Source organism: Acetobacterium carbinolicum (assembly GCF_047456275.1).
In the GTDB taxonomy this organism is placed as follows: Bacteria; Bacillota; Clostridia; order Eubacteriales; family Eubacteriaceae; genus Acetobacterium; species Acetobacterium carbinolicum.
Map to the genome: position 1 here is coordinate 1,818,236 of NZ_CP173357.1, position 23,201 is coordinate 1,841,436.

General features: G+C 43.4%; 23 protein-coding genes. 19 read left to right on the top strand and 4 right to left on the bottom strand.

The window, feature by feature from the left end:
* Nucleotides 1-8: 8 nt before the first annotated feature.
* Genes ACIZ62_RS08320 through ACIZ62_RS08330 form a run of 3 tightly spaced genes read right to left on the bottom strand, consistent with a single transcriptional unit; the run spans nt 9 to nt 1,914 of the window.
* Nucleotides 9-1,046, bottom strand: a complete 1,038-nt coding sequence (locus ACIZ62_RS08320; protein ID WP_414151687.1) for a sensor histidine kinase — start codon at nt 1,044-1,046, stop codon at nt 9-11.
* A gap of 9 nt (nt 1,047-1,055) precedes the next feature.
* Nucleotides 1,056-1,742, bottom strand: a complete 687-nt coding sequence (locus ACIZ62_RS08325; protein WP_414151688.1) for a response regulator transcription factor — start codon at nt 1,740-1,742, stop codon at nt 1,056-1,058.
* Nucleotides 1,735-1,914, bottom strand: a complete 180-nt coding sequence (locus ACIZ62_RS08330; RefSeq protein ID WP_414151689.1) for a helix-turn-helix domain-containing protein — start codon at nt 1,912-1,914, stop codon at nt 1,735-1,737. The genes ACIZ62_RS08325 and ACIZ62_RS08330 overlap by 8 nt, the downstream gene beginning before the upstream one ends.
* A gap of 170 nt (nt 1,915-2,084) precedes the next feature.
* On the opposite strand from ACIZ62_RS08330, the gene ACIZ62_RS08335 reads away from it, so the two are divergent.
* The 5 genes from ACIZ62_RS08335 to ACIZ62_RS08355 all read left to right on the top strand — a co-directional run bounded on the left by ACIZ62_RS08335 (nt 2,085) and on the right by ACIZ62_RS08355 (nt 4,553).
* The gene (locus tag ACIZ62_RS08335) at nt 2,085-2,444 is read left to right on the top strand and encodes a helix-turn-helix domain-containing protein (protein WP_414151690.1); all 360 of its coding nucleotides are present in this window, start codon (nt 2,085-2,087) and stop codon (nt 2,442-2,444) included.
* Between the two features lie 210 nt (nt 2,445-2,654).
* Complete coding sequence (locus ACIZ62_RS08340; protein ID WP_414151691.1) at nt 2,655-2,924, top strand: hypothetical protein; 270 nt, start codon at nt 2,655-2,657, stop codon at nt 2,922-2,924.
* A gap of 108 nt (nt 2,925-3,032) precedes the next feature.
* Nucleotides 3,033-3,923: a recombinase family protein gene (locus ACIZ62_RS08345; RefSeq protein ID WP_414151692.1), complete on the top strand. Its 891-nt coding sequence runs from the start codon at nt 3,033-3,035 to the stop codon at nt 3,921-3,923.
* Between the two features lie 6 nt (nt 3,924-3,929).
* On the top strand, nt 3,930-4,445 hold the full coding sequence (locus ACIZ62_RS08350) for a hypothetical protein (protein ID WP_414151693.1): 516 nt from the start codon (nt 3,930-3,932) through the stop codon (nt 4,443-4,445).
* A 15-nt stretch (nt 4,446-4,460) separates the two neighbouring features.
* Nucleotides 4,461-4,553, top strand: coding sequence for a DUF4368 domain-containing protein (locus tag ACIZ62_RS08355; RefSeq protein ID WP_414151847.1), 93 nt, complete (start codon nt 4,461-4,463; stop codon nt 4,551-4,553).
* A 283-nt stretch (nt 4,554-4,836) separates the two neighbouring features.
* Here ACIZ62_RS08355 and ACIZ62_RS08360 read toward each other — a convergent pair whose 3' ends face one another.
* A complete protein-coding gene (locus ACIZ62_RS08360) occupies nt 4,837-6,990 on the bottom strand; it encodes a lectin like domain-containing protein (protein WP_414151694.1) in 2,154 nt (717 codons plus the stop codon).
* A 393-nt stretch (nt 6,991-7,383) separates the two neighbouring features.
* Here ACIZ62_RS08360 and ACIZ62_RS08365 point away from each other — a divergent pair, with 393 nt between their 5' ends.
* The 14 genes from ACIZ62_RS08365 to ACIZ62_RS08430 all read left to right on the top strand — a co-directional run bounded on the left by ACIZ62_RS08365 (nt 7,384) and on the right by ACIZ62_RS08430 (nt 23,179).
* A complete protein-coding gene (locus ACIZ62_RS08365; RefSeq protein ID WP_414151695.1) occupies nt 7,384-8,004 on the top strand; it encodes a hypothetical protein in 621 nt (206 codons plus the stop codon).
* A gap of 189 nt (nt 8,005-8,193) precedes the next feature.
* On the top strand, nt 8,194-8,871 hold the full coding sequence (radC, locus tag ACIZ62_RS08370) for a RadC family protein (RefSeq protein WP_111887031.1): 678 nt from the start codon (nt 8,194-8,196) through the stop codon (nt 8,869-8,871).
* Between the two features lie 68 nt (nt 8,872-8,939).
* A complete protein-coding gene (locus ACIZ62_RS08375; RefSeq protein WP_414151696.1) occupies nt 8,940-11,471 on the top strand; it encodes a DEAD/DEAH box helicase family protein in 2,532 nt (843 codons plus the stop codon).
* Between the two features lie 23 nt (nt 11,472-11,494).
* A complete protein-coding gene (locus ACIZ62_RS08380) occupies nt 11,495-12,094 on the top strand; it encodes a class I SAM-dependent methyltransferase (protein ID WP_414151697.1) in 600 nt (199 codons plus the stop codon).
* A 55-nt stretch (nt 12,095-12,149) separates the two neighbouring features.
* Entirely contained in the window at nt 12,150-13,961 is a 1,812-nt protein-coding gene (locus tag ACIZ62_RS08385) for an AIPR family protein (RefSeq protein WP_414151698.1), read from the top strand.
* A gap of 686 nt (nt 13,962-14,647) precedes the next feature.
* Nucleotides 14,648-15,214, top strand: coding sequence for an HNH endonuclease (locus ACIZ62_RS08390; RefSeq protein WP_414151699.1), 567 nt, complete (start codon nt 14,648-14,650; stop codon nt 15,212-15,214).
* 50 nt (nt 15,215-15,264) lie between these two features.
* Nucleotides 15,265-15,609: a hypothetical protein gene (locus ACIZ62_RS08395; RefSeq protein ID WP_414151700.1), complete on the top strand. Its 345-nt coding sequence runs from the start codon at nt 15,265-15,267 to the stop codon at nt 15,607-15,609.
* Between the two features lie 59 nt (nt 15,610-15,668).
* Complete coding sequence (locus tag ACIZ62_RS08400; RefSeq protein ID WP_414151701.1) at nt 15,669-16,760, top strand: NERD domain-containing protein; 1,092 nt, start codon at nt 15,669-15,671, stop codon at nt 16,758-16,760.
* Nucleotides 16,761-16,792: 32 nt separating this feature from the next.
* Nucleotides 16,793-18,937, top strand: a complete 2,145-nt coding sequence (locus tag ACIZ62_RS08405; protein ID WP_414151702.1) for a UvrD-helicase domain-containing protein — start codon at nt 16,793-16,795, stop codon at nt 18,935-18,937.
* Entirely contained in the window at nt 18,877-19,329 is a 453-nt protein-coding gene (locus ACIZ62_RS08410) for a 3'-5' exonuclease (protein ID WP_414151703.1), read from the top strand. The genes ACIZ62_RS08405 and ACIZ62_RS08410 overlap by 61 nt, the downstream gene beginning before the upstream one ends.
* Nucleotides 19,330-19,451: 122 nt before the next feature.
* Nucleotides 19,452-20,318, top strand: coding sequence for a hypothetical protein (locus ACIZ62_RS08415; protein WP_414151704.1), 867 nt, complete (start codon nt 19,452-19,454; stop codon nt 20,316-20,318).
* Between the two features lie 25 nt (nt 20,319-20,343).
* Nucleotides 20,344-20,493 (top strand): hypothetical protein, encoded by a 150-nt coding sequence (locus ACIZ62_RS08420; RefSeq protein ID WP_414151705.1) that lies wholly within the window; start codon nt 20,344-20,346, stop codon nt 20,491-20,493.
* 60 nt (nt 20,494-20,553) lie between these two features.
* The gene (locus ACIZ62_RS08425) at nt 20,554-21,243 is read left to right on the top strand and encodes a molybdopterin-dependent oxidoreductase (protein ID WP_414151706.1); all 690 of its coding nucleotides are present in this window, start codon (nt 20,554-20,556) and stop codon (nt 21,241-21,243) included.
* 202 nt (nt 21,244-21,445) lie between these two features.
* Complete coding sequence (locus tag ACIZ62_RS08430) at nt 21,446-23,179, top strand: HD domain-containing phosphohydrolase (protein WP_414151707.1); 1,734 nt, start codon at nt 21,446-21,448, stop codon at nt 23,177-23,179.
* Nucleotides 23,180-23,201 lie beyond the last annotated feature (22 nt).

Genomic DNA, 23,201 nt, shown 5'->3' on the forward strand with positions numbered 1-23,201 from the left:
ATTTCCGCTTACATTTTAGTAAGGTTGAGAAAATTTAAAATAAATATGCTTCCCTTGCCCAACACACTGTCCACTGCGATGTTACCGTCATGTGCTTCTACGATGGTTTTGGCAAGCGGCAGTCCAAGACCGATGCCTTGTGTATCTTTTGAAAAGCGGCTGCGGTAAAATCGTTTAAAAATATGGTGTATATCTTCCGGGTGTATGCCGCTGCCATTGTCCTTTATGGTTATCTGTGTGACAGCCGGGAGCTTTTTCCACTCAACTATAATCTGACTTCCTGCATTTGTATGGTCGAGTGCATTTTTTACAATGTTACTAATGGCTTCGGTTATCCAATCTCTGTCACAAAAAAGCTGGGTATCATCTGGCCCTGACAAGGTAATAGTTTTCTTTTCCTCATTAGCACGAAATTCAAAATACTGATAAATATCGTTCATTATATCTGCTATTTTTTCAGGTGCTTTATTTATAATAATAGCCCCTGCGTCTAACTTCGTAATTTTCAAGAGGTTTTGAACGAGCATTTCAATCCGTTCAATCTCTTTCTCTGACTTTACGGCAAATTCTTTTACAGCGGAAATATCTTCTGTATCTTCCTGTAAAAGTCCGTTGTAAATTGTGAGGGCGGCAAGAGGAGTTTTAAGCTGATGAGAAATATCTGAAATAGTACCTTTCAAAAACTCTTTCAATTTCTGCTCTTTTATCGCATGAGCATTAAGCGCTGTAGCCAATGTGTTGACCGCATGGAACAGTTTATACAAGCTGCCCTCCTTGTCACAATCAATTCGGATATCCGTATTTCCTGAAAGGTATAAATTGATTTGAGATACAGCTTCTTCCATAATGTGATTTTGCTTACTAAAATAGAGAAAGCAAACACCTAAAATGTACAATGCAGTGAATAAAGACAGCAACAGTATGGCAAGATTCCATGTACCGTAAAACATCCGTATAAATAACTGAATTAAAAGGATAAAACCGCCCAAGATGCACGATATAGCTAGGAAAAAATCCCGAATATCCTTATTAGTAAAAATCTTCACCTACCCACCTCAATTCAATACATTCCATTTGTATCCCATGCCCCTGACTGTCAGCAGCATTTGTGGGTCACCCGGATTGTTTTCTATCTTCATTCTTAGCCTTCGAATATATACCGCCAATGTATTATCGTCCACATAGCTGCCCTCACTGTCCCATAGCTTATCCAGAATTTTTTCTTTGGATAGTATGATGTTGGGATTTTGCATGAGCAGACAAAGTAATCGGTACTCGGCTGTTGTCAAATCCAAAAGCTGGTTGTCTTTATACACTTGTCCTTGTAGCAATAAAACTTTTATTCCATTGGATATTATCTCCGTATCCTCTGTTCCAAAGTTCTTTGCTCTCCGAAGCAAAGCGTTAATTCTCGATATGAGAACACCTAATTTAAAGGGCTTGGTGATATAATCGTCACCGCCAATATTAAGCCCTGTAACGATACTCATTTCTTCATCTGACGCAGTTAAAAAGATAATCGGCACTTTGGATACCTGTCGTACTTTTTGACATACCTCAAAACCGGAACCGTCCGGCAAGGACACGTCCAGTATCAACAAATCGTATTTACCGTCTGCCCAAATGATATTAGCTTCTCTTACGGTTCGGGCAATATCTAATTCAAAACCCTGCCTTTTTAGTAAACAGGAAAGCCCATCAATCAGGCTTAAATCATCTTCAAGAAGTAATATTCTATTCATTGATTTTCTCCTTTCTTCGTCCATCACCGGGTTTCTTTGCGTCTTTTGGAATCATCCATACCCTGATAAACCGCACCGCACCGTTGACTCTATTTTCTTCACAGAGATTCTGAACCCAGCGCTTTGTGATATTCCATTTTTTAGCGGCTTCCTGCACAGTCATATATTCCATGTCATCATATCCTTTCAGAGTATATGTATACAGTGTATTCGTTTAGCCGAATTAAATCAAGATAGTAAATCTTAACTTTATCAATCCGTGCAGTCCTCTCACTTTTTCCTTAAGAGAAGTGAGGGTTTTTTTTATGCCTTCTCTCTCATCGGAAAGGAGTGTTCGTAAACATGAAACGAGGAAACTTTTTTGTCGTACAAAATCAGATTTTCGATTGCAAGCTGTCACCGATTGCTTTTTATGTATATTGCTATCTCTGTAAATGCAGAAACACAAAAAATGGATGCTACCCAAGCAAGAAGACCATCGCATCGGCCTGCGGGATTGCTGTAAGCTCTGTCAGCAAGGCCATCAGGCAGCTTTCCGATGTAGGGTTAATTAATATTACAAAAAACTTCAAAGGCAGCAGGCAAATCAATAATTCTTATGAGATTACCGGTTTATCTGTCTGCCAGTCGGATAACCCCATAGGTCATGGTGGCTCATGCCCTGTCTTGCGAACGGATAGGAGTAAACAAGAGGAATATTAACTCCCCTGAACGCCCACCGGCAAAGCCGTTGGGGGATTTAAAAGTAACATAACTTTTTGTCCGGTACTGCAAATTGTTATGTCAAATATTTAAGGAATGGCACAGTTGCGGGATTTATCCTCTCAATTTCTGCTTTAAAGGCAGGAAAAAGCAATTTTTTCTTTCTCTGTGGATGATAACAACCAAATAACAGAAAGGATGGAGTGACTTATGAAAAACACAAAAATCAAGAACTGGATTTGCAATTTCTTCTCAAAGAAGAGAACAGCACTGGCTGATCAGTTAGGCGAGATTGACACCAGTGTGTATGAACAGGCAGTGAAAAGCGCTGTAGGCTGTTCTTCTAATCAAGCTTCCAAAACCATGAAAATCGGCAGGACGAATTACACTGTGAATCTGCATTTTCTCCCTGACGGCAGGAGCATAGAGGACTGTGTGGAAAGCATCATCGTTTCAAAGGCAAAGGCACAGGCAACGTAAATTTAGTGGTTTTCGGTATAGTCTTTGCAGGCGTGTTAGGGTATCCTTGTGTTGCAAAACGCAAGCCCTGACACGCTGTTTCATTTGGAAAAGGAGGATTTGAAGTAGATGAAACAGCAGAATTTACAGGTAGGAGCCTACACAAGGCTCAGCCGTGATGATGATAGCCTCGGAGAAAGCGGCAGCATCGTCATGCAAAAGGAGATTATCCGGCAGTACTGTGAAAGAAACGGAATGGGGGTAAAAACCTATTACCAAGACGATGGCTTCACAGGTACGAATTACAACCGCCCCGATTTTCAGCGGATGATTGCGGACATTGAAAGTGGAAAAATAAACTGTGTGATTACAAAAGACCTCTCCCGTTTGGGTAGGGATTACATCATGACCGGCTATTACACTGAGATTTATTTTCCCGAACACAGCGTCCGCTACATAGCCATCGGGGATAATTACGACACGCAGGACAGGAATAACAGTAACAATGATTTTGCCCCGTTCAAATTTATCGTGAACGATCTTTATGCAAAGGACATCAGCAAAAAGATTAGAGCCTCCAAAAACGCAAAATTTTTGAATGGAGAGCAACTGGTTTCCCATCCGCCCTACGGCTATAAAAAAGATCCGAATCTGAAAAATCACTATGTCATAGATGAGGAAACCGCACCGGTGGTACGGAAAATCTTTGAGATGTACGCGAACGGCGTGGGGCGCAATACCATCGTCAAATACTTGCGTGACAACAAAATTTTAATGCCAGCGGCTGTACTCCATGAGAGGGGCATCCGGTATTCGAAGCAAATGGAGATAGAGGAAAACCGCTATCGCTGGAGCTCCGGAGGGCTGTCAAAACTGTTTAAGAATCCGGCATACATCGGTGATACAGTACATTACCAATATCAAAAAGTCACCAACAAGAGCAAGGTGCGGAAAAATAAGCCTGAAAATGTGTTAACCATTAAGGGAACCCATGAGCCGATTATTGATATGGACACCTGAAATATTGTGCAGAGGGAATTACAGTCACACCCTGACCGAACCAAGGTACATGAGAATTTATTTGTTGGCATCGCCAAGTGTGCGGATTGTGGCAAGTCCATGAATCTCAACTGTGTGACCAACCAGCGCAAAATCGTTCTTGAAAGCATTAACAGCCTGATTTCCAAGGTGAAACCGGATGAGGAAAAAATTATGAGACGGCTTCGCAAGCTGAAAGATCAGGGAACGGTGGCAGATGATAACTCTTCGAAAAAAGTTGCCAAAAAGGGAAAACGGCTGTCTGAGATTGATAGGATTTATACCAAGCTGTATGAGGACAGAGCCTTGGAAATTGTCAGCGAGGAAAACTTCCGAATGCTCAGCGATAAGCTTCAGGATGAACAGAAAAAGCTGCGGGATGAACTTGCTGCCATCAAAAAACGGAGCGAAGAATTTGAAAAAACGGAAGAAAACATCCAGAGCTTTGTTGCCCTGATTAAGAGCATGAAGCATGTGGATGAGCTGGACAGGCCGATTGTGTAGGCGCTGATTGAACGGATTGAAATAGGAGAAAGTCGCACAGATTCCGATGGTGTGAGAAATCAGCAGATTGATATTTTTTATAAATTTATCGGCAAGGTGGACTTTTGAGCTTTGAAAAAATGTACTTCCCCAAAGTGGTAACAACATTTTTAAACAATGCCACTAACCTGAAAACCGGTTTATCTTTTCCCATAGCTATATTATACTTATACAAATTGATATTAAGTCGTTGAAATCTAGCGTATTCTTAATGCCAAAATGAGTTTATAAGTCAATCAATTAGAAATTTTTAAAGCCTAACTAAAATACAGCGGCTGCCGCTGCAGGTTACTAAAAAACACCCTTTTTTAGTAGCTTGCCGGTCAGTCGCTGTTTTTTTGGATTTTGACGCTTAATTCACTTCCAGATAAGACACCCCATCATCGTTGTTGCTATTGGCATAAGTGCCCTTGGTGATGACCTCGATCTGGATTGCTTCGAGTCGATAGCCATAGCCGGAAGTGCCGGCCATCTCGCCATTTTTACCCCAACCCATCCAGCCAAAGTTCTGACAATGAACACGGTAATAGACATCAAAGCGATCAGCATCGGCACCGACTAACTGAATCTCGATGGCTTCAAGGCGGTATCCGTAGCCAGTGGTACCGCTGACCTCACCGTCATAGCGCCAGGGTGCCCAACCGATATTCTGGATATGGGTGTGGTAGGCAATGCCGAGGTCATAGTTAGTTTCACCAAGCTGCATCTGGATCGCTTCGAGACGGTAGCCATAGCCTGAAGTGCCACTTATTTCGCCATTGGAACGGTTGCCTTGCCAACCAATGTTCTGAACATGGGTACGGTAATAACAATTAACCGTTGGCTCAGTTGCAGTTTTGATCTGAATCGTATAGGTGGCCGTCTTGCCGCCCACGGTAACGGTCAGTGCCTGATTAGCACTGGCTTGGGCGCTGTTAAAACCGGTAACGTTGGCCGTTGTGACAGTTTCTACCCGGGTGCTGCCATCACTGTAGGTTCCGGTAACCTCCAGACCAGCTAGATCAAGAGATTCTCCGATCTGATAAATCAGTTTATTGGCGGGTTTTGTAATAGCAATCGTTTGGAGGGTGACGCTTTGTCCGCCAGTGAAAGCTTTGATACAAACATTTGAATCATCGTAGTAACCAATGTCATACCAATTGCCGGTTCCGACTGAACTGATAAAACTCTCCCCGGAATTAGCTGAGGCACCACTACTGTAGTTAGGTACCGGTGCTTCAACCGGAACAGGATAATCCGATTGGGGTGTGGTATATTTAATTACCACCGCAAACAATTGAGAAGCCGTCAGGTTCACCGGGGTGTTTAAGTCAACAGTATAGTAGCCTTGATTGGTAAAGGTTGTCGTTTGCGTTGATCTTAATTGACCACTGCTGGGATTGTCAGGGGAGACGTTGGTATAGATTTTTATTTCTGCAGTGGTGTTGGGGCTTAATGAATAGGTGCTGATGGCAGTAAGGTTTTCGCTGGCAACGGCGGAAAAAATATTAGCTCCCCAGGAAGATTGGTCACCGGTGGCATAACCCCGGGACATGGTGTTACCAAGGGGATCAAATTGGTAGACCCGACTGTAATTACTGGTGGACTGAGCACTATGGAAGGCCACCACGTTATTGGCAGCATAGGTGTCATAATAAGAAAGATAGAAATAGCCACCGTCACCCCAATCGGTGCCCCAGCTATTTCTGACAATCCAGGCGCCGTTACCCGGTGGAGTCTTGCTAAAAAGGTTACGGTCGAAATTATCATTCCATCCGACAATGGCGACATCGTGGTTTGTTTGGGCGTAGCCATCGTAGTAAAGGGCAAATGACTGCTCATTATAGTAACTGGGAAAGTCAAAGGCATCGGCAAAGATGGAAGTGGACAAAGCACCGCCGGCGATGATCGCTTCTTTAACAGCAACCTGAGATTTAGGGAGGTAGTCTACCTGCTGTACATGATGAATCGGAGTCAGACCAGTTTTTTTAGTCGAGTCGTAAGGATCGCTGCTCTCACTGACTGGACCACTCCAGCGTGCCAGGTAGGCAGTAGCCATGTCGCTGTTACCACCATCATTGGGTCCATAATCGAAGCCATGATTCCACATCATGTTATTTTCGGAAAGATCCTCAGTTTTTATCGGTTTGAGGTAGGATTCCAAAGAACCCAGACTGGCAAAGGTCCAGCAGCTTCCCCACTGTCCTTGATTGCGTACTGCTGTAACCCGGCCGGTGGTGCGCAGATCATAACTGATGGGAAGGGTGGCTGAGGTATCAAAGCTGTTTTCCTCAAGACTATCCACTCGGTTAAGCGGCGCAGGAATGTGGCCGAGTCCATACCCATCCGTGGTAGCGGTGCTAATTTCACCGGCAGCCAGGTCAGTCTGGTATTGCACAAAGTCCGGATTTAATGGAGCAGTTAAGGGTGGAGCCATGTCATTTGCCCAAGTGATCGGGGACATGACAATCAAACAGACCAAACCGACGAAGATTAGCGATAGTCGGTGTTTTAATCGTGTTTTCATGTGGATACATCCTTTCTAAAACAGATTCGGGCAGTTGGAAAGAGTTACGGAAGATGTGCTCAACTAGCCGATGTCTGACCGGAACAGTAAGTAAACAGGCAAAAATGGAAACGTTTGCATACTTGGACAGAAAAACCATGTCGTTGTATTTAGGTTATACCAAATAAGTGTGGCTTTATTCAAAAAATCTAAATTATTTTTAAAAAACTAAGCGACTTGAAGTAAGGGTAATAAAGAAACCAAAAGCGATATAGTAGCTACCCCGCCAAAATGATTTAAATATCGGAAGCTGGGTATAACAAAACTAAATGTTCTTGGCAATTGTAATGGGTTGTTAGACACTTAGCAAATGCAATTGTCAGTTGTCATAATGACAAGAAGGAGGAATTTTTGATGTTGATACCAATAAGGAAAATTAGCTTATGGGGGGGTGTTCTGCTGGTGGCAGGGATGCTATTATTTACAGGCTGTACACCAGTTAAAACCGCTACCCAGGAAGGTGGGAAAACAGAAAGCATCGTGGTCATCAATCCAGAAACCACAGCCGCCGCACAGAAAGTCCTTAAATTCTACCAGGCTGTTAACCTCGACATGCCCCGCAGTCAGTTGGAATCGCTACTGGGAGTTACTGGAGAAGTCCAGTCCGATGGTCGGGTTGCTTATCACGACCCACAAAGTGATTATGGGGTATTGATTAAGTACGGGGAAGATGATATGGTCTTCGCCAAACAACTACTCTTTTCAGAAAAATCTCCGGAACTGGTGGCGTTAAATCCTTTTTTAGTCACCGACAAGCAGGCATACCGGATGGCAGCGGGGATGCCCTTTTATGAGGTTCAGGATGTGATGGGTAGCGACGGTATCGAAATTAGCTTGAGTAAGCCAGAAACCGGTACGACCAAACAGGTTATTGGGTTGGGTTGGTTTAATTCTGACGGCTCCAAGGCCATCGTATATCTCAATCTGCCCAAGGGTGAGGTTATCTCCTCAGAATTCCTTACCAGTGAGTCATAAGACTTGGCTGGTAAAATGGATCGAGGGGATACCGGGTTTTTATAAAAAGCATAAAAAGGCGATAATTTACACCCGATATGCTTTGAAATCTGTGGAGAATAACGTATAATAAAACAATGAGTTAAAATCTACAATTAATCAGAGATTTCTGTAAAAATAAACCCATCAGGGCAGTGAAAGGGTAACGGCATGGATAAGAATCCCCACAAAGGTCATCGTCAACGGGTTAAAAACCGGGTCATCAAAGAAGGAATCGACAGTTTCGAGGATCATCAAATTCTCGAGCTGTTGCTTTTTTATTGCGTCCCGATGAAAGATACCAACGAGTTAGCCCATCAACTGATCAGCCATTACGGGTCGTTGTCGGGGGTCTTTGATGCCGATCCCAAGGACCTCTGCGACAAGGCTGGGGTTACCGAAAACATCGCCATTTTGCTGTCCCTGATTCCTGCGCTGGCCCGGCGTTATCAGCAAGGCAAGTTTAAGGAAAAGGCAGTGCTAAACAGTACCACCAAAGCCGGCGAATACACCATGGCCCTTTTTACCGGCCGCCTCAATGAGGCCTTTTATGTCATCTGTCTGGACAGCCAGAACAAGGTCAACCAGGCTACCCTGCTCCATGAAGGCACCATCAACGAAGCCCCGGTCTACCCTCGACTGATCGTCGAAACTGCTCTGCGCCACCAGGCCGCCAGCATTATCCTGGCCCACAATCACCCAGGCGGAAGCCGACAGCCTTCGCAGGCTGATGTAGCGGTGACCAAGAAAATTAAAGCCGCCACTGAAGCCATTGCCATCACCGTGGTGGATCATATTATTGTGGCTGGGGAAGGGTATTATAGCTTTGCGGAGAATCGGATGTTGTGAAAAATAACCATTTGCCTAGCTAGTTAGTTTGAATTGATCGTGATTAACAAAGACGGAAAGAGGAAGACATGGGAAGATATCAGATTGGTGCCAATGCATTTAATCAGAATTGCGTCACCGGAGCCGCAGATCATTTCTATCAGTATCTGAAAGAAGCCATCACCAGAGCCGAGCAAATTGACATGAATGTGTCTTTTTTAATGGTGTCGGGAATCAGGCTGGTGCTGGATGATCTCAAAATCGCCGCTAACAAAGGAGTCAAGATTCGAGTTCTCTGCGGCAATTATCTCAATATCACCCAGCCCGAAGCCTTGTATCTGCTCAAAGATGCCTTGGGCGATCGACTTGATCTCCGTTTTTACAATATCCGCAATCACTCCTTCCACGCCAAAGCCTATTTTTTCCGCTATCCGGAATATGAAGAAGTCTTTGTCGGTTCCTCCAACTTGTCTAAATCAGCTCTCACTGATGGGATTGAGTGGAACTACCGAATTAATTCCCGGGAGCATCGCGATGATTGCGAATTCTTCCGTCAGACCTTTGAGGATCTGTTAACCAACCATTCATTGATCATCGATGATGTTGAGCTGAAAAAATACTCCAAACGATGGATACGCCCGAAAATTTATCAGCAGATTGAAGAAAGTGAAGCAGCTATCGAAGCAGAAGAAACACCTGACCGGGTGGCTCAAGGACAGGCGGCGTTTATTATTGTTCCGGTTGTCCCGGCCCCACAGCCGCTGATTGCTTTTCCCCAACCCCGACGCGCTCAGGTGGAAGCACTCTATGCCCTTAAAAACTTTCGCCGGGAAAATCTCGACAAGGGCCTGATTGTGGCGGCCACCGGCATCGGCAAAACCTTTCTGGCAGCCTTTGACTCCCGTGGTTTTTCCCGGATTCTGTTTGTGGCTCATCGCGACGAAATCCTCAGCCAGGCGGAATATACTTTCAAATGCGTGCGCCCGGAGCTGTCCGCCGGCCACTTCAACGGCACCCGGAAAGACACCGACGCCGATATTATTTTCGCCTCGGTTCAGACGCTGGGGAATCCCGCCTATCTGGCGAATGGCCCCTTTGCCCCGGATGCCTTTGACTATATTATCATCGATGAATTCCATCACGCCGTGTCCGACTATTATCAGCACATCATCGATTATTTCCGTCCGAAATTTATGCTGGGTCTCACGGCCACCCCGGAGCGGCTGGATAATCAGGATGTTTTTGCCCTCTGCGATTACAACGTGGTTTATGAGGTACGGCTCAAAGAAGCCATCAACAAAGGCTGGCTGGTGCCCTTCCGCTATTATGGTATCTATGATGATCTGGATTATGACCACGTCGATTTCCGCAACGGCCAGTACGACAGCGAGCAGCTGACCCAACTGGCCAGCGTCAACAAGCGGGGCAACCTGATTTTTAAGCACTATGCCAAATATGACAGCCGCCGAGCCCTGGGCTTCTGCATCAACCGTCATCATGCCCTGTATATGACCAATTATTTCCGGGAACAGGGCATCGCCTGCTGCGCCGTGATCAGCGGTGCTGTCAATGCCGAACAGCGGGATCTGGTAAAGGATCGGGAAACGGCCATCAGCGATCTGAAAACCGGTAAGCTCGCGGTCATTTTTTCGGTGGATATGTTTAACGAGGGGCTGGATATCCCCGAACTGGATATGGTGATGTTTTTAAGACCGACCCAGTCACCGATAGTCTTTTTACAGCAACTGGGCCGGGGCCTGCGCAAGACCCGGGGGAAAAACTCTGTCAACGTGCTGGATTTTATCGGCAATTACAAAAAAGCCAATCTGGTGCCTTTCCTGCTGACCAGCGAAGCCCAGCCCGAACCCTCCGGCCGATCCGGCTTCCGGCTGCCCCGGGAAGACGATTACCCGGTGGACTGTCTGGTCGATTTTGATTTCCAGCTGATTGATCTGTTCAAAAAAATGGCCGGAGATCAGAGAAAAATTAAGGATCGGGTGCTGGATGAGTTTTACCGCATCAGCGATGAACTGGGCCGACGGCCGCTGCGACTGGATCTCTATGTCCATCTGGACGAATCGGTCTATCAGACCATCCGCAGTAAAAAAGAGCTCAATCCGTTCCGGAATTATCTGTCCTTTCTTGATGCGATCGGCCAGATCACCGCAGCTGAAAAAGAACTGCTGGGAACCCCGGGACACGCTTTTCTCAGAAATATCGAAAACACCGCCATGTCCAAAACCTACAAGATGCCGGTGCTGCTGGCTTTTTATAACGGCGGCCAGATGAAGCTGGCAATTGATGACGAAGATCTTTACCAGAGCTTCAAGGCTTTCTACGAAAAGGGTTCCAACCGGGTCGATCTGCTCCGGGACAAAAGTACCGCCCAGGCCATGAGCTGGGGCAAAAAAGAATACGTCAGCCTGGCCAACCGTAACCCGGTTCATTTTCTGGCCCAATCGGCCGGGGAATTCTTTTATCTGAATGGTGATAGTTTCTGTCTGGCACCCGAACTGGAAAGTTATCTTGCCAACCCGGTTTTTGTTGAACATTTCAAAGATATTATCGATTATCGCACCAAGCGTTTTTATAAAGAACGGCTGGAAAAACGAAACCCATAAGTAAACCATTTTAGGAGAAGATCATGACAAAGCCCAATAAAACCCTCCAATACTACAACCAATCCGCCCAGACCTTTGTCCAGGGTACCATCGATGCCGACCTTGGTAAACTGCAGCGCCGCTTTTTAAAGCTGCTGCCGTTGCAGGCACATATTCTCGATCTGGGATGTGGTTCCGGCCGGGATGCCAAAGCCTTTCTGGTCGCTGGTTATCAGATCACCGCCATCGACGGTTCGGAAGGCTGCTGCCGCCTGGCCGGGGATTACATTGGCCAGCCGGTGCTCTGCCAGACCTTTGATGAGCTGGATTTTGATCAGGCCTTTGACGGGATCTGGGCCTGCGCCTCGCTGCTTCATGTACCCTATGCCGAACTGACCGATATTTTCCGAAAAGTCGCCCGGGCCTTACGTCCTGGCGGTTATTTGTATGCTTCCTTTAAGTATGGGGATTTTGAAGGGGAGCGGAATGGCCGGTATTTTACGGATTTGGATGAGGAACGGCTGGCGATGTTGATTGCGCCGGTGGCGGGGTTGGAGGTTGTGGAGACCTTTGTGACAGGGGATGTTAGAGATGGCAGGGGTGGGGAGAAGTGGTTGAATGTGATAGGGGAGCGGTTATATTGATATCAAATGGTACAGTTAAAAGACAGCAATAATATTAAAAATGAGGAGAGAAAAAATGGCAAAAGTTACTAAGATTTCACATCCAATAATTGAATCATATGTTGAAAATTTTATTAATCAATATGAAATTTCATCAAGTAAAGCTAGAGATCAGCATACGATTTTTGAACAATATATTAATAGTTTAATACTATCGTTATATGGGAATGATCCAAGTGCAACATTTGAAGAAATGGAAACAGGCACTGCCTTCGGAATTGATGGTTTAGCTATATTTGTCTCTGACAAACTAGTTACAAGTGAAGAAGATGTTGACTTAATAGTTGAAGGCTTAAGAAAATTTGAGGTTAGTTTCTTTTTTATTCAATCAAAAACAACTGATAAATTTGATAGACAAGACATTTCGGATTTTTTATCTGCGATTAGGAGATTTTTCAATTTTGACAAGTGTGAGATTACTGAATTGCGAGCACAATGGGAAATAGCAAAATATATTTACTCTAAGAGTTCTAAGTTTAAAAAATCACCAACACTAAAATTAAAATTTGTTAGTCTATCTCCTAAAAAAATAGATTTAACAGATCCACATCTAAAATCGACAGTATTCATGGGTATTGATGATATTAATGAAATGAATCTCTTTAGTGAAGTTAATATACCTGAATTTTTAGGTATTAAGGATGTCATGAATCTGCAGTCAAAAGTGACTTCAGAATTAGAAATCTCAATAAATATGGCAAAGCAACCTGTACCTTATCCCAAAGATATTAGTAATAAGATTAAAAATGGTTATTATGGATTAATAAAATTAGAAGAATTTATCAAAATCTTGACAGATGATGTTGGTGGCCAAAAAATATTAAGAAAAGGAATATTTGATGACAATATACGTTACTATTTGGGTGCAGAAGAAAAATTTGAAGTCAACTTTGATATGAAAAATCAGTTGATTGGGAAGGAAAATTATTTATTTGGCTTACTCAATAATGGTATAACTATAATTGGTGATGAGGTCACATTGAATTCAGAAGATTTAACTTTAGTGAATTATCAAATAGTAAATGGTTGTCAAACTAGTAATGTTATTTTTGAATGTCTAGAGTCATTAGATAAGGATAATGATATTTATATACCCATTAGATTAATTGCTACAGAAGACGAAGATACAAAAAATGCGATTATTAGAGCTACAAACAGTCAAACACCATTAAAACCAGAACAAATTGCAGCACTGTCCCATATTCAAAAATCAATTGAACAATATTATACAACAAAACTTAAAAAAAATAATTTTCCATTATACTATGAAAGAAGAACTGAGCAATATAGAGACGATAATATCTCAAGAACAAAAATTTTGAATATACCATTTCAAATAAAATCTACGGCAGCTTTATTTTTTGATTTGCCGCACGAGGTTTCAGGTCAATATGGTAAAGTTGAAAAAAACACACGGGGCTTATTATTTAAAGATTCTGACATATCTTATCTAAATTCGTATTATGTTAGTGGTCTTTCCTGGTATAAAGTTGAAAGATTCGTTCAGAATAACGAGGATGGCAGGAAATTTAGACGTGCAAGGTGGCATATTATTATGCTTTTGAAGTATTTGTGTTGTCCATTAGAAGAGATTGCAATAGGTATAGGAAAAAAATCTGAAAACAATAGTAAAATGATTGAGTTAATTCTACTTGATGATAACAAACTAAATGAACTGTTAAAAAGAATTATTGAAATAATAGAAGAATGTCTTACGAAAGAAAAAAGTTTAGAAGAAGTGCTTTCTGATAGAAAGGTTTTTGAAAGAAAAGAAACGACTACAAATTTAATAAAATATGTAAAGAATTTAGTTCCAGCGGTAGAATGATTTTTCCGGCATTTTGTACCTTGAAGATTTATTTAATCTGTTATCTCTTGCATTTGAAATATTCTTTTTTAGATCGTAGGTATTTAAAAAAATTTATTGATTAAGAAATGTTCAGATGAATATGGAAAAAGCGGCGAACACTTTATTGATAACAATATATCAAATACTTCAGCCTAACTCCGCAAGTTTAATTCAGTAAAATTAAGTCAATGTAAAAATAGCGCTACTGTCACAAATTTTCAATTTTAATTAGTGCGATTTATTAGGGGTACAAGATGGCCGGAATTTCACGATCTGTCTAAAGGGCGGTAATAAATTACTGCAGAACAGCTTGCAGACTAGTAGATAGTGGAGACATTTATCATTGCCTATGCACGCGATGATCGGAGTGGGAGAAGTGGTTGAATGTGGTTGGGGAGAAGAAGTTAGAATTGAACTGAGCGTTGATGAATTGATAAGGTAAAGGGTAGTGGTTAAAAAATATGGCAAGAAACAATTGGACAAGAGAAGAAACCATACTGGCATTTGAATTATATTGTAGAACACCTTTTGGTAAGATTCATTCACATAATACTGAAATTATAGCGCTTTCCAAATTACTTAAAAGAACCACGTCTGCTGTCTCGATGAAAATGTGCAATCTCGCCAGTTATGATCCAGAACTACGGAAAAGAGGAGTCAACGGTTTGGCTAATGGTAGTAAACTAGAAAGCCTGATCTGGGAAGAATTTCAAAATGACTGGGAAGCACTGGCGTTTGAAAGCAAAGCGATTTTAGCCAACATCGAAAACGAGGACATCGCAATAGTGGCAAATATTGACCTGGATAATCTACCACCAGGCAAGGACAGAAATAGTGTTGTAAAACAACGAATTGGCCAGAATTTTTTCAGATCAGCCGTTTTAAATGCCTACGAAAGCCGGTGTTGTATAACTGGTATCGCAATGGATACTTTACTCGTTGCTAGCCATATCAAACCATGGAAGAACAGCGATATTAAGACAGAACGAACAAATCCCACAAACGGTTTGTGTTTGAACGCTCTCCATGATAAAGCCTTTGATCAGGGCCTAATTTCCATTAATAAAAAATTTGAAATCATGGTATCCAATGAACTCAAATATGATTATATTGATGAACTAACAAAAAACTGGATCGTTAGTTTTGAAGGTAAGCGTATTGAAACACCGCATAAGTTTTTACCGGATAGTCGGTTTATTGAATATCATAATGATGCGGTTTTTAGAGGGTAGGTTGAGTGATATTTTGACTAGCCATAGATTGAATGTAAAAGGAGAAAACCATGGGCTTAGATATTATCTTAGACGTTTGTGAAACAAAAAAGTTCTATGAAAACTATTGTTACTTCAATGTCGAAAATCCCGAAGAGTTCGCCTTCAACGTGCGCTGTGAAATGCGTACCATTGATTCGGTAAAGAATGATTATGACCTGCTTGACGTCATGAGTGTCGTCGCTTTTTACGCCAGCAAAGAAATTGAAAATTGCCTGTACACGATATTGGAGAAAAAAGAAATAGAACAATTAATTACCAAGGACATCTCTGAAGAAGGCCGCGAAGCTCTTGAAAAAGTATTGGCTGAGGTTGATTTTGATAAAGAAACGGTGACTGTTTATCCGTGGTGGTGACAGTCAGAAAGAATTTTAAGTTAAGATAGACTATAGATTGCATAAAGGAGGCCACCCCCATGTCCCTATTCAACATCCTCGCTACCCCCATCTTCCTAAAAGAAGATTCCGATACCACCTCGCACATCGCCCGGCTCAAAGAACTCCAGGAACAGGCTACCGGCAAAGTCAAAGATGACATTGCCCGGGAAATCACTCTGGCCAGCTATGGCGAAGTCGGGGAGCAGAATATTGCCTTTGAACTGAAAAATTCCGGCATGCCGATGTATATCATCCACGATCTCCGTCTCGAATTTGAAGACCTGTCGGCACAGATCGACTATGTGGTGGTTACCCGCAAACTGATCTTTTTTATCGAGTGTAAGAACCTTTATGGCAATATCAACATCGATAACCAGGGCAATTTTGTCAGAAACTATCCCTGGAACGGCCGTACCGTCAAGGAAGGGATCTATTCACCGATTACCCAGAATCAGCGACATATGGAAGTTTATAAACAGCTATGCCGTTCAAACAAGAAAAGTTTGATTATGCGAATTGGTTTTGACAAATGCTTTGATAAATTTCATAAGTCCATTGTCGTTCTTGCCAATCCCAAAACGGTACTCAATGCCAAATATGCAAATAAGGAAGTCAAAGACAAGGTAATCCGGGCAGATCAATTAATTGCATATATCAAAAATGCCGAAAAACAAAGCAAAGAATTGGCAAGCAGTGAGAAAGGTATGAAAGAATTAGCAGAAGGAATTCTGGGTTACCACACCCCCAATCCAACCGACTATGCCAAAAAATATGCCGAACTCATCAACGTGGCAGCTCCGACTCCCGATAAACCAGCACCCGCACAAGCGATTATCACCGAAAAGCTTGCGGAACCGATCGTATCCGAAAAGCCTGCTGAACCGATTCCGGTGCCTGAACCGCCAGCGCCAGCCCAGCCCGACGACGATTTGGTCGCCAAACTCAAAGCCTACCGCCTGGAAAAAAGCCGGTCGGAAAATATTAAAGCCTACTGCGTCTTTACCGATAAACAGCTCCAGGAGTTGATCGGCCGGATGCCAAAAACCACCGCTGAACTGCTGGAAGTTTCCGGCTTTGGCCCGGTCAAGGTTGAGAAATACGGTCAGGGGATTATCGCATTATTAGTTTAGCTTTATCATTGCGGATAAAAGGAGGGTGATCGATGTGTTTCTTAAAAAAGTTCTTGGCCGAACGGCGCCGCAAGAAAGACCATGCCAATTGTCACAATGACACTATCAGCACTGAACTCAATACCGCAACACTTTCGTTGGATGCCCTCTTTGCCGATCCAGATCACTATATTGATGCGTCTGAACTAGATCAATGGCAATATCAGTGGCGTTACTTAAGCAGTGCCGATGGGATCATTAGAACGGCTAGGAAAATGACGGCCGCGGAAAAAAATACCCTTGATCGCTTCGAGGCTTTTCAGCAACGGCTTTCCGAATTGGCGGATGAGGTGAATCGACACAACGACGCCTACATTACAGCGCGGCTGGAAAATATAAAAAAGATGATCCTGCCGATTGAAGGGAAAAACCTCGACGCCCAGCAGTTGGCCTGTATTTTAAAAGAAGGTCGCAATCACCAGGTCGTTGCGGGCGCCGGAACCGGAAAGACCATCACTGTGATTGGCAAGATCAAATTTTTGCTTAAAGCGGAAAAATACAAACCAGCCGAAATTCTGGTACTTTCCTTTACCAACGCCTCGGCCACCGAAATGTGTCAGCGGATTAACAAAGAAACCGGCGAAAACATCGCGGCCATGACCTTCCACAAGCTGGGGATGAATATCATCACGGCAGTAAATGGGGTCAAGCCAAACATCACTCAGATCAATCTGTCAACCTTTGTTAAGGAAACCCTCAATCAATTGCTCAAAGATCCGATTTACCTGAGAAAGTTTATCCAGTATCTCAGCTTCTATCGGATCAGGGAAAAGTCAGCCTTTGATTTTCAAGACCAGACGGAGTACCAGGATTATCTGTCCGTTAATCAGCCGGTGACCCTGAAAAATGAGGTGGTCAAAAGTTATGGCGAAATGGAAATCGCCAATTATCTGTATCAAAAAGGTATTAATTACCAGTATGAACGCCCTTACCAGACCGATACCGCCACCAGCGAGTATGCCCGATATGTTCCAGATTTCTATTTGCCGGATGCGGATCTCTACCTTGAGTATTTTGGCATTGACCGCAAGGGGCAGGTACCCGATTATTTTACGGCTAAGGCCAACAAAACTGCCACCCAAAGCTATCAGCAAGGGATGGCGTGGAAGCGCAAGATCCATGCTGAAAACAATACTACGATGCTGGAGCTCTATGCCTATGACCATTTAGACGGCAAGCTGATACAGGTGCTGGAAGAAAAATTGCTGGCCGCCGAGGTGGTCTTTAAGCCCAAATCAGATGCTGAATTGTGGGCTGAGATCAAAAAATCTCAGGGTCATTTTTTCGAGAATCTGGGACAATTGTTTGAAACTGTGATCAGTCTGGTGAAGATTAATAATCAGCCCTTTGATCAGCTTTATCAATTAAACCGCATCCATCAGGGGCATCAGTTACGCAGTAATTACCGGATCATTGAGTTGATTGAACCGGTTTTTAAAGCTTATCAGACCCAGCTCGAAAAAAATAATGAGATCGATTTTAACGATATGATTAATCTGGCCACAAAATATGTGATCAGTGGCCAGTATCGGCACCATTATGGCTATGTGATTGTGGATGAGTATCAGGATATCTCCCGGGCCCGGTACAACCTGCTGAAAGCGATGCGCAATCAGTCGGATTTTGGTTTATTTTGTGTCGGGGATGACTGGCAGAGTATTTATGGTTTTGCGGGCAGTGATATCAATTATATTCTGGACTTTGAAAGCTACTGGGGGGCTGCGGAAGCCAGCAAGATCGAAACCACCTACCGCTTTTCCAGGAGTTTGATTGACGTCAGCGGCCATTTTGTGATGAAAAACCCCAAGCAGATCAAAAAGAAATTGAGTGCCGTGGCGGCGGGTCGATCCCATCCAGAGGGTGAGTTTTCACTGGGTCTGATTGAAGGGCACAATGAAAGAAGTATGGTAACATTTATGGAAGCGACCATTATGGAGCTGCCCCAAAAAGCAGTGTCTTTTTTATTGGTCGTTATAATCATGATATTAAATTGTTTGACCAATCGCCGTTTAAGTGCCAGTATGATAATCGTACCGGTAAGACTCAGGTCAGCTATCCGTCCAGAACCGATTTACAGATGGAATTTCTGTCGGCTCATAGATCCAAAGGTTTACAGGCGGACTATGTTTTTATTCTAAATAATAAGGAAAAAAGCTATGGTTTTCCGAGCAAAATTCAAAATGATGCGGTGGTTCAATTGCTGCTTGACGATACCGAGGATTATCTTTATTCGGAGGAACGGCGCCTATTTTATGTGGCCATGACCCGGACGAAGAAAAAGGCCTGGCTGTTGGTTCAAGATGGTAACAAGTCGGTCTTTGTGAAAGAGTTGATGGCTGGTTTTCCCAGTGAGCTGCAATCCCAGCAGCAGATCTGCCCCAAATGTGGGGGCAGCCTGGTGATTCGCCGTAGTGTTCATGGTGAATTTTGGGGTTGCTCTAATTATCACAAGGGTTGTGCTTTTACTCAGGGGATTGGACCAAAAAAAGACAGTCATTCCCGGCCGCAGCCGGTGCAACGGCAACCGTAACAAAAGAATTTTAAAAAGGATTGAAAACTCAATAGAGATCTGAACCAATATTTGTCCCTACCATAGATTATTAAACCTGAAGATTAACAGATTAAAACAATGTATAAGAAAGGAAGTGTTGTATGAAATGCAATCAATGCCAACAAAATGAAGCCATCATACATATTAAAGAAAGTGGTGATTTCTGCCTGAGCTGCCATAACCAGATTATGACAAAGCACTTGGGGATCGCAGCCGTCGATCCCTGTGAGATGGTCGTGTCTCTAAAAGACCCTCAGGGGAATGACCATACATTTGAAATCTCACTGTTGCTGCTTCCGGGCATTGCCATCTGGCGGGGCTGGGAAATTGATGGCGGCTATGAATTTGAAACGCAGTCGAGACCGGAGGACAATCAGGCATTTGCCTATTTGCAGTTAATCCAGAAGATCGCAAAGGGGTTGGCCCAGAAGACCCTGGTGCGTTATTCAGAGAATCAGCCAATCAGTAATGCAATTCATTTGAGTGATGGCCAGTACGGCTTAAATAGTGTTGGTACCGGCCGGATTACCTTGGATGAAGAATCCAGAGATCTGGCCAGCCTGGTTATTGATGGGCAAGTCGTGTCCATCGAAGCTTTTGGCCAGGCACTTACCTGCTATGAAGGAGCCACCCTGGTCTTTCAGATCCAAGATCAGTCAGAACCGGTGCTGGAGCAAGGGATGGTCCTGCAACCACTCAGCATTGATCCCGAACAGATTTACCAGCATTTTGAAAGAACCCTGAGCTGGTTTCTGGACAAAGGGTTTCTCAGCTATAAACGGGTCAGTGCCTGCGGGGATGCTTTGACTGACAGCGTGTCTGAACTGAAACGGCTGGTGTGCTATGGTGATCAGGAAACAGCCAGGAAACTGGGTCAACGGATGAAAGAACGGCTGATTTCAATAGAAAATGACGATGATTATTTTCCTAACCATCTCATAGAAATGATAAATGCTACCCTTCATTGAATCAAACTTTAAAAGAGGTGTAGAAATGAGTAAACAGATCATGGAAATTGGGAAACGACGGGGTACTATTTTTTCTGGTGAAGTAAGCAGTGGAACCATTGTGACGTCGGTGGAAACAAGTATTGGTTTTACTCCATCCTGCCGAGTTGAGGTCGAATTAAATGGTGTTAATTAACCCGCCTGATAGAGTATAATAAAACAGATACACACGAAAGTGGTAAAAGGAGATCATGCGATGCGACGAAGAATTATTTTAGTGGTGGGGGTAATTGCAGTGGTGGTTGCCATTTACTTTATCAGTAACATGAACTTGTTTTCAAAAGTTGATAATGGAAAGGAAGATGCTGTTTCCCAGGCGACCGCCAGCCGCTATCAGGAACTGGAAATTCGGGAATATCAGGGGGTTCGGCTCGACCCTGCCATCGGGCCCAGAGACAATTCAATATCTGGGATTCAAGAAGTAGATCTTAGTACCTATCAGTTGCAATTGACCGGTCTGGTCGATAAGCCTGTAAGTTATACCTATGAACAGGTATTGGAAAAAGAAAAAGCGCAGCGCTTGATTACCCTGTATTGTGTTGAAGGATGGCAAGCTACAGTGCTCTGGGAAGGCGTGCGCATTAACGATTTGCTGGTTGATGCAGGGATTAAAGATGATGCCACCGTCGTGATCTTTCACTGTGTCGATGGCTATACCACATCGATGCCACTAACAGTCATTAAAGACAAAGACATATTATTAGCCTATTCGGCCAATGGCGTGTCATTGCCAGCGTCAATGGGTTTTCCTTTTATTGTGGTGGCCGAAGATAGACTTGGGTATAAATGGGCCCGCTGGGTTAATAAAATTGAACTATCCAGTGATGAAAGCTTCAAAGGTTACTGGGAAAAGCGTGGCTATTCCAATGACGCCACTGTGAATTAATGTTCTAATTAAGAATTTATCTGAAAAGTATAAAGGAGAAATTTCATGAAAACAATGACCTGCTCCAAGCCAACCAGCCTGGCGGGAGTTAAACTCACCGAAGAAAATTTCTGTCCTCATTGTCGTACGCCGATCCGATCGGATTAGCCGGCATCCATTTAGGAGCTTAAATCGTATATTATTGACGAAATGAGGTTAATCTATGGAAAAATGTCGGGTAACAGATAATCATCAGATTCGCATCACCATCGTCGGTCTCTGTTTGTTGGGGACGATTTTTGTGGCGGTTTATTTCAACTATTTTAAGGGTATTGACGTCGTCTACACTCATCTTTTTTATGTGGTGATTGTAATGGTAGGTCTATGGTACAAACAATATGTGGTCCAGCTGGCCATGTTTCTGGGAATGTTCCATATCGTCATGGACTATCTCAGCAACGGCATATTTTTGATGGCGCCAGTACTCCGGGCCAGCATTCTTTTATTTGTGGCTTCAGGGATTTATTTTCTGATTAATCAGCTGGAATGCAGTCATAAAAATCTTAACCAGGTGATGAAAAGTGTTGGAGATGGGATCATTGTGGTCGATCTGGAGAAGCGCGTCACAATGCTCAATCGGGTGGCCGAAGAACTCACCGGATGGACCAATGATGAAGCACAGGGGAAGAGTTTTAATTTAATTTTTAATCTGTCCCATGAGAATCTGGAATATCTGGTGTCAAATCCGGTCGACGAGGTGCTTAGAACGGATTTCACTACCACTTCAACCAAACATGCCGTGATTACTGATCGATATGGAAATCGTTTTAGTATCGAAGACAGTGCGACTCCAGTAAAAGATAGCAATGGGGTTACTACCGGGGTGGTTCTCATTTTTCGGGATATTTCGCAACGAAAAGCCCAAAATGAGCGAATTGAATATCTGAGTTATCATGATCATTTGACGGGTCTTTACAATCGACGCTATTTTGAGGAAGAACTCAAACGCATCGACGGTCGTCGTCATTTCCCACTTTCAATTATTATGGGGGATATTAATAATCTTAAAATGATCAATGATGCTTTTGGTCATCTGGCAGGGGATCGAGTGATTTATGCTACTGGAAAAATCATGAAAAAATTCTGTCGGCCTAACGATATTGCCGCCCGTTGGGGTGGTGATGAGTTTGTACTGTTGTTGCCCAACACCGATGAGGTAGTTACTGCAAAAATCGTCGAACGTATGAATCAGGCTGTGGCCTTGGCACCGGTAGATCACGGTGTGCTTTCTATTGCCTTTGGCTGGGATACTAAAAAAAACCTGTCCGAGGATATGATGGTGGTCTTCAAAAATGCGGAAAACCAGATGTATAAGCACAAACTACTGCTCAAACCTCAGGTTCGGGATGATACCATTCGCGCGATCATGGCGTCTCTGTATGCCAAAAGCGGGTTTGAGAAAACCCATGGTTACAATATCAGCCAGTATGCCCGAAGGATCGGTGAGGAACTGCATTTAAGCAGTCGGGAAATGGAAACCCTGAACTGGGCATCGCTACTCCATGACATTGGCAAGGTTACCCTTAATCCGGACGTTTTAAACAAAAAGGGAGACTTGACTGCTGATGAGTGGGTGACCGTTAAACGACATCCCGAAATCGGTTACCATATTACCAACACCTCACCAGATATGGCTGAGATTGCCTTGGCAATTTTGGGTCACCATGAATGGTGGGATGGTAGTGGTTATCCCAAGGGGCTATCGGGGAAAAAAATACCTCTTCAATCACGAATTATCGGGATTGCCGAGGCCTATGATACGATGGTTACGGACCGCCCCTATCAGTTGGCAATGGATAAAAGCCAGGCAGTTTGCGCCATCGTTAACGGTTCCGGCACTCAATTTGATCCGGAAATTGCTGCTATGTTTATAAATTGGGTGATGAATGATCATTAAATAAAGAACTAAGACTTAGTGA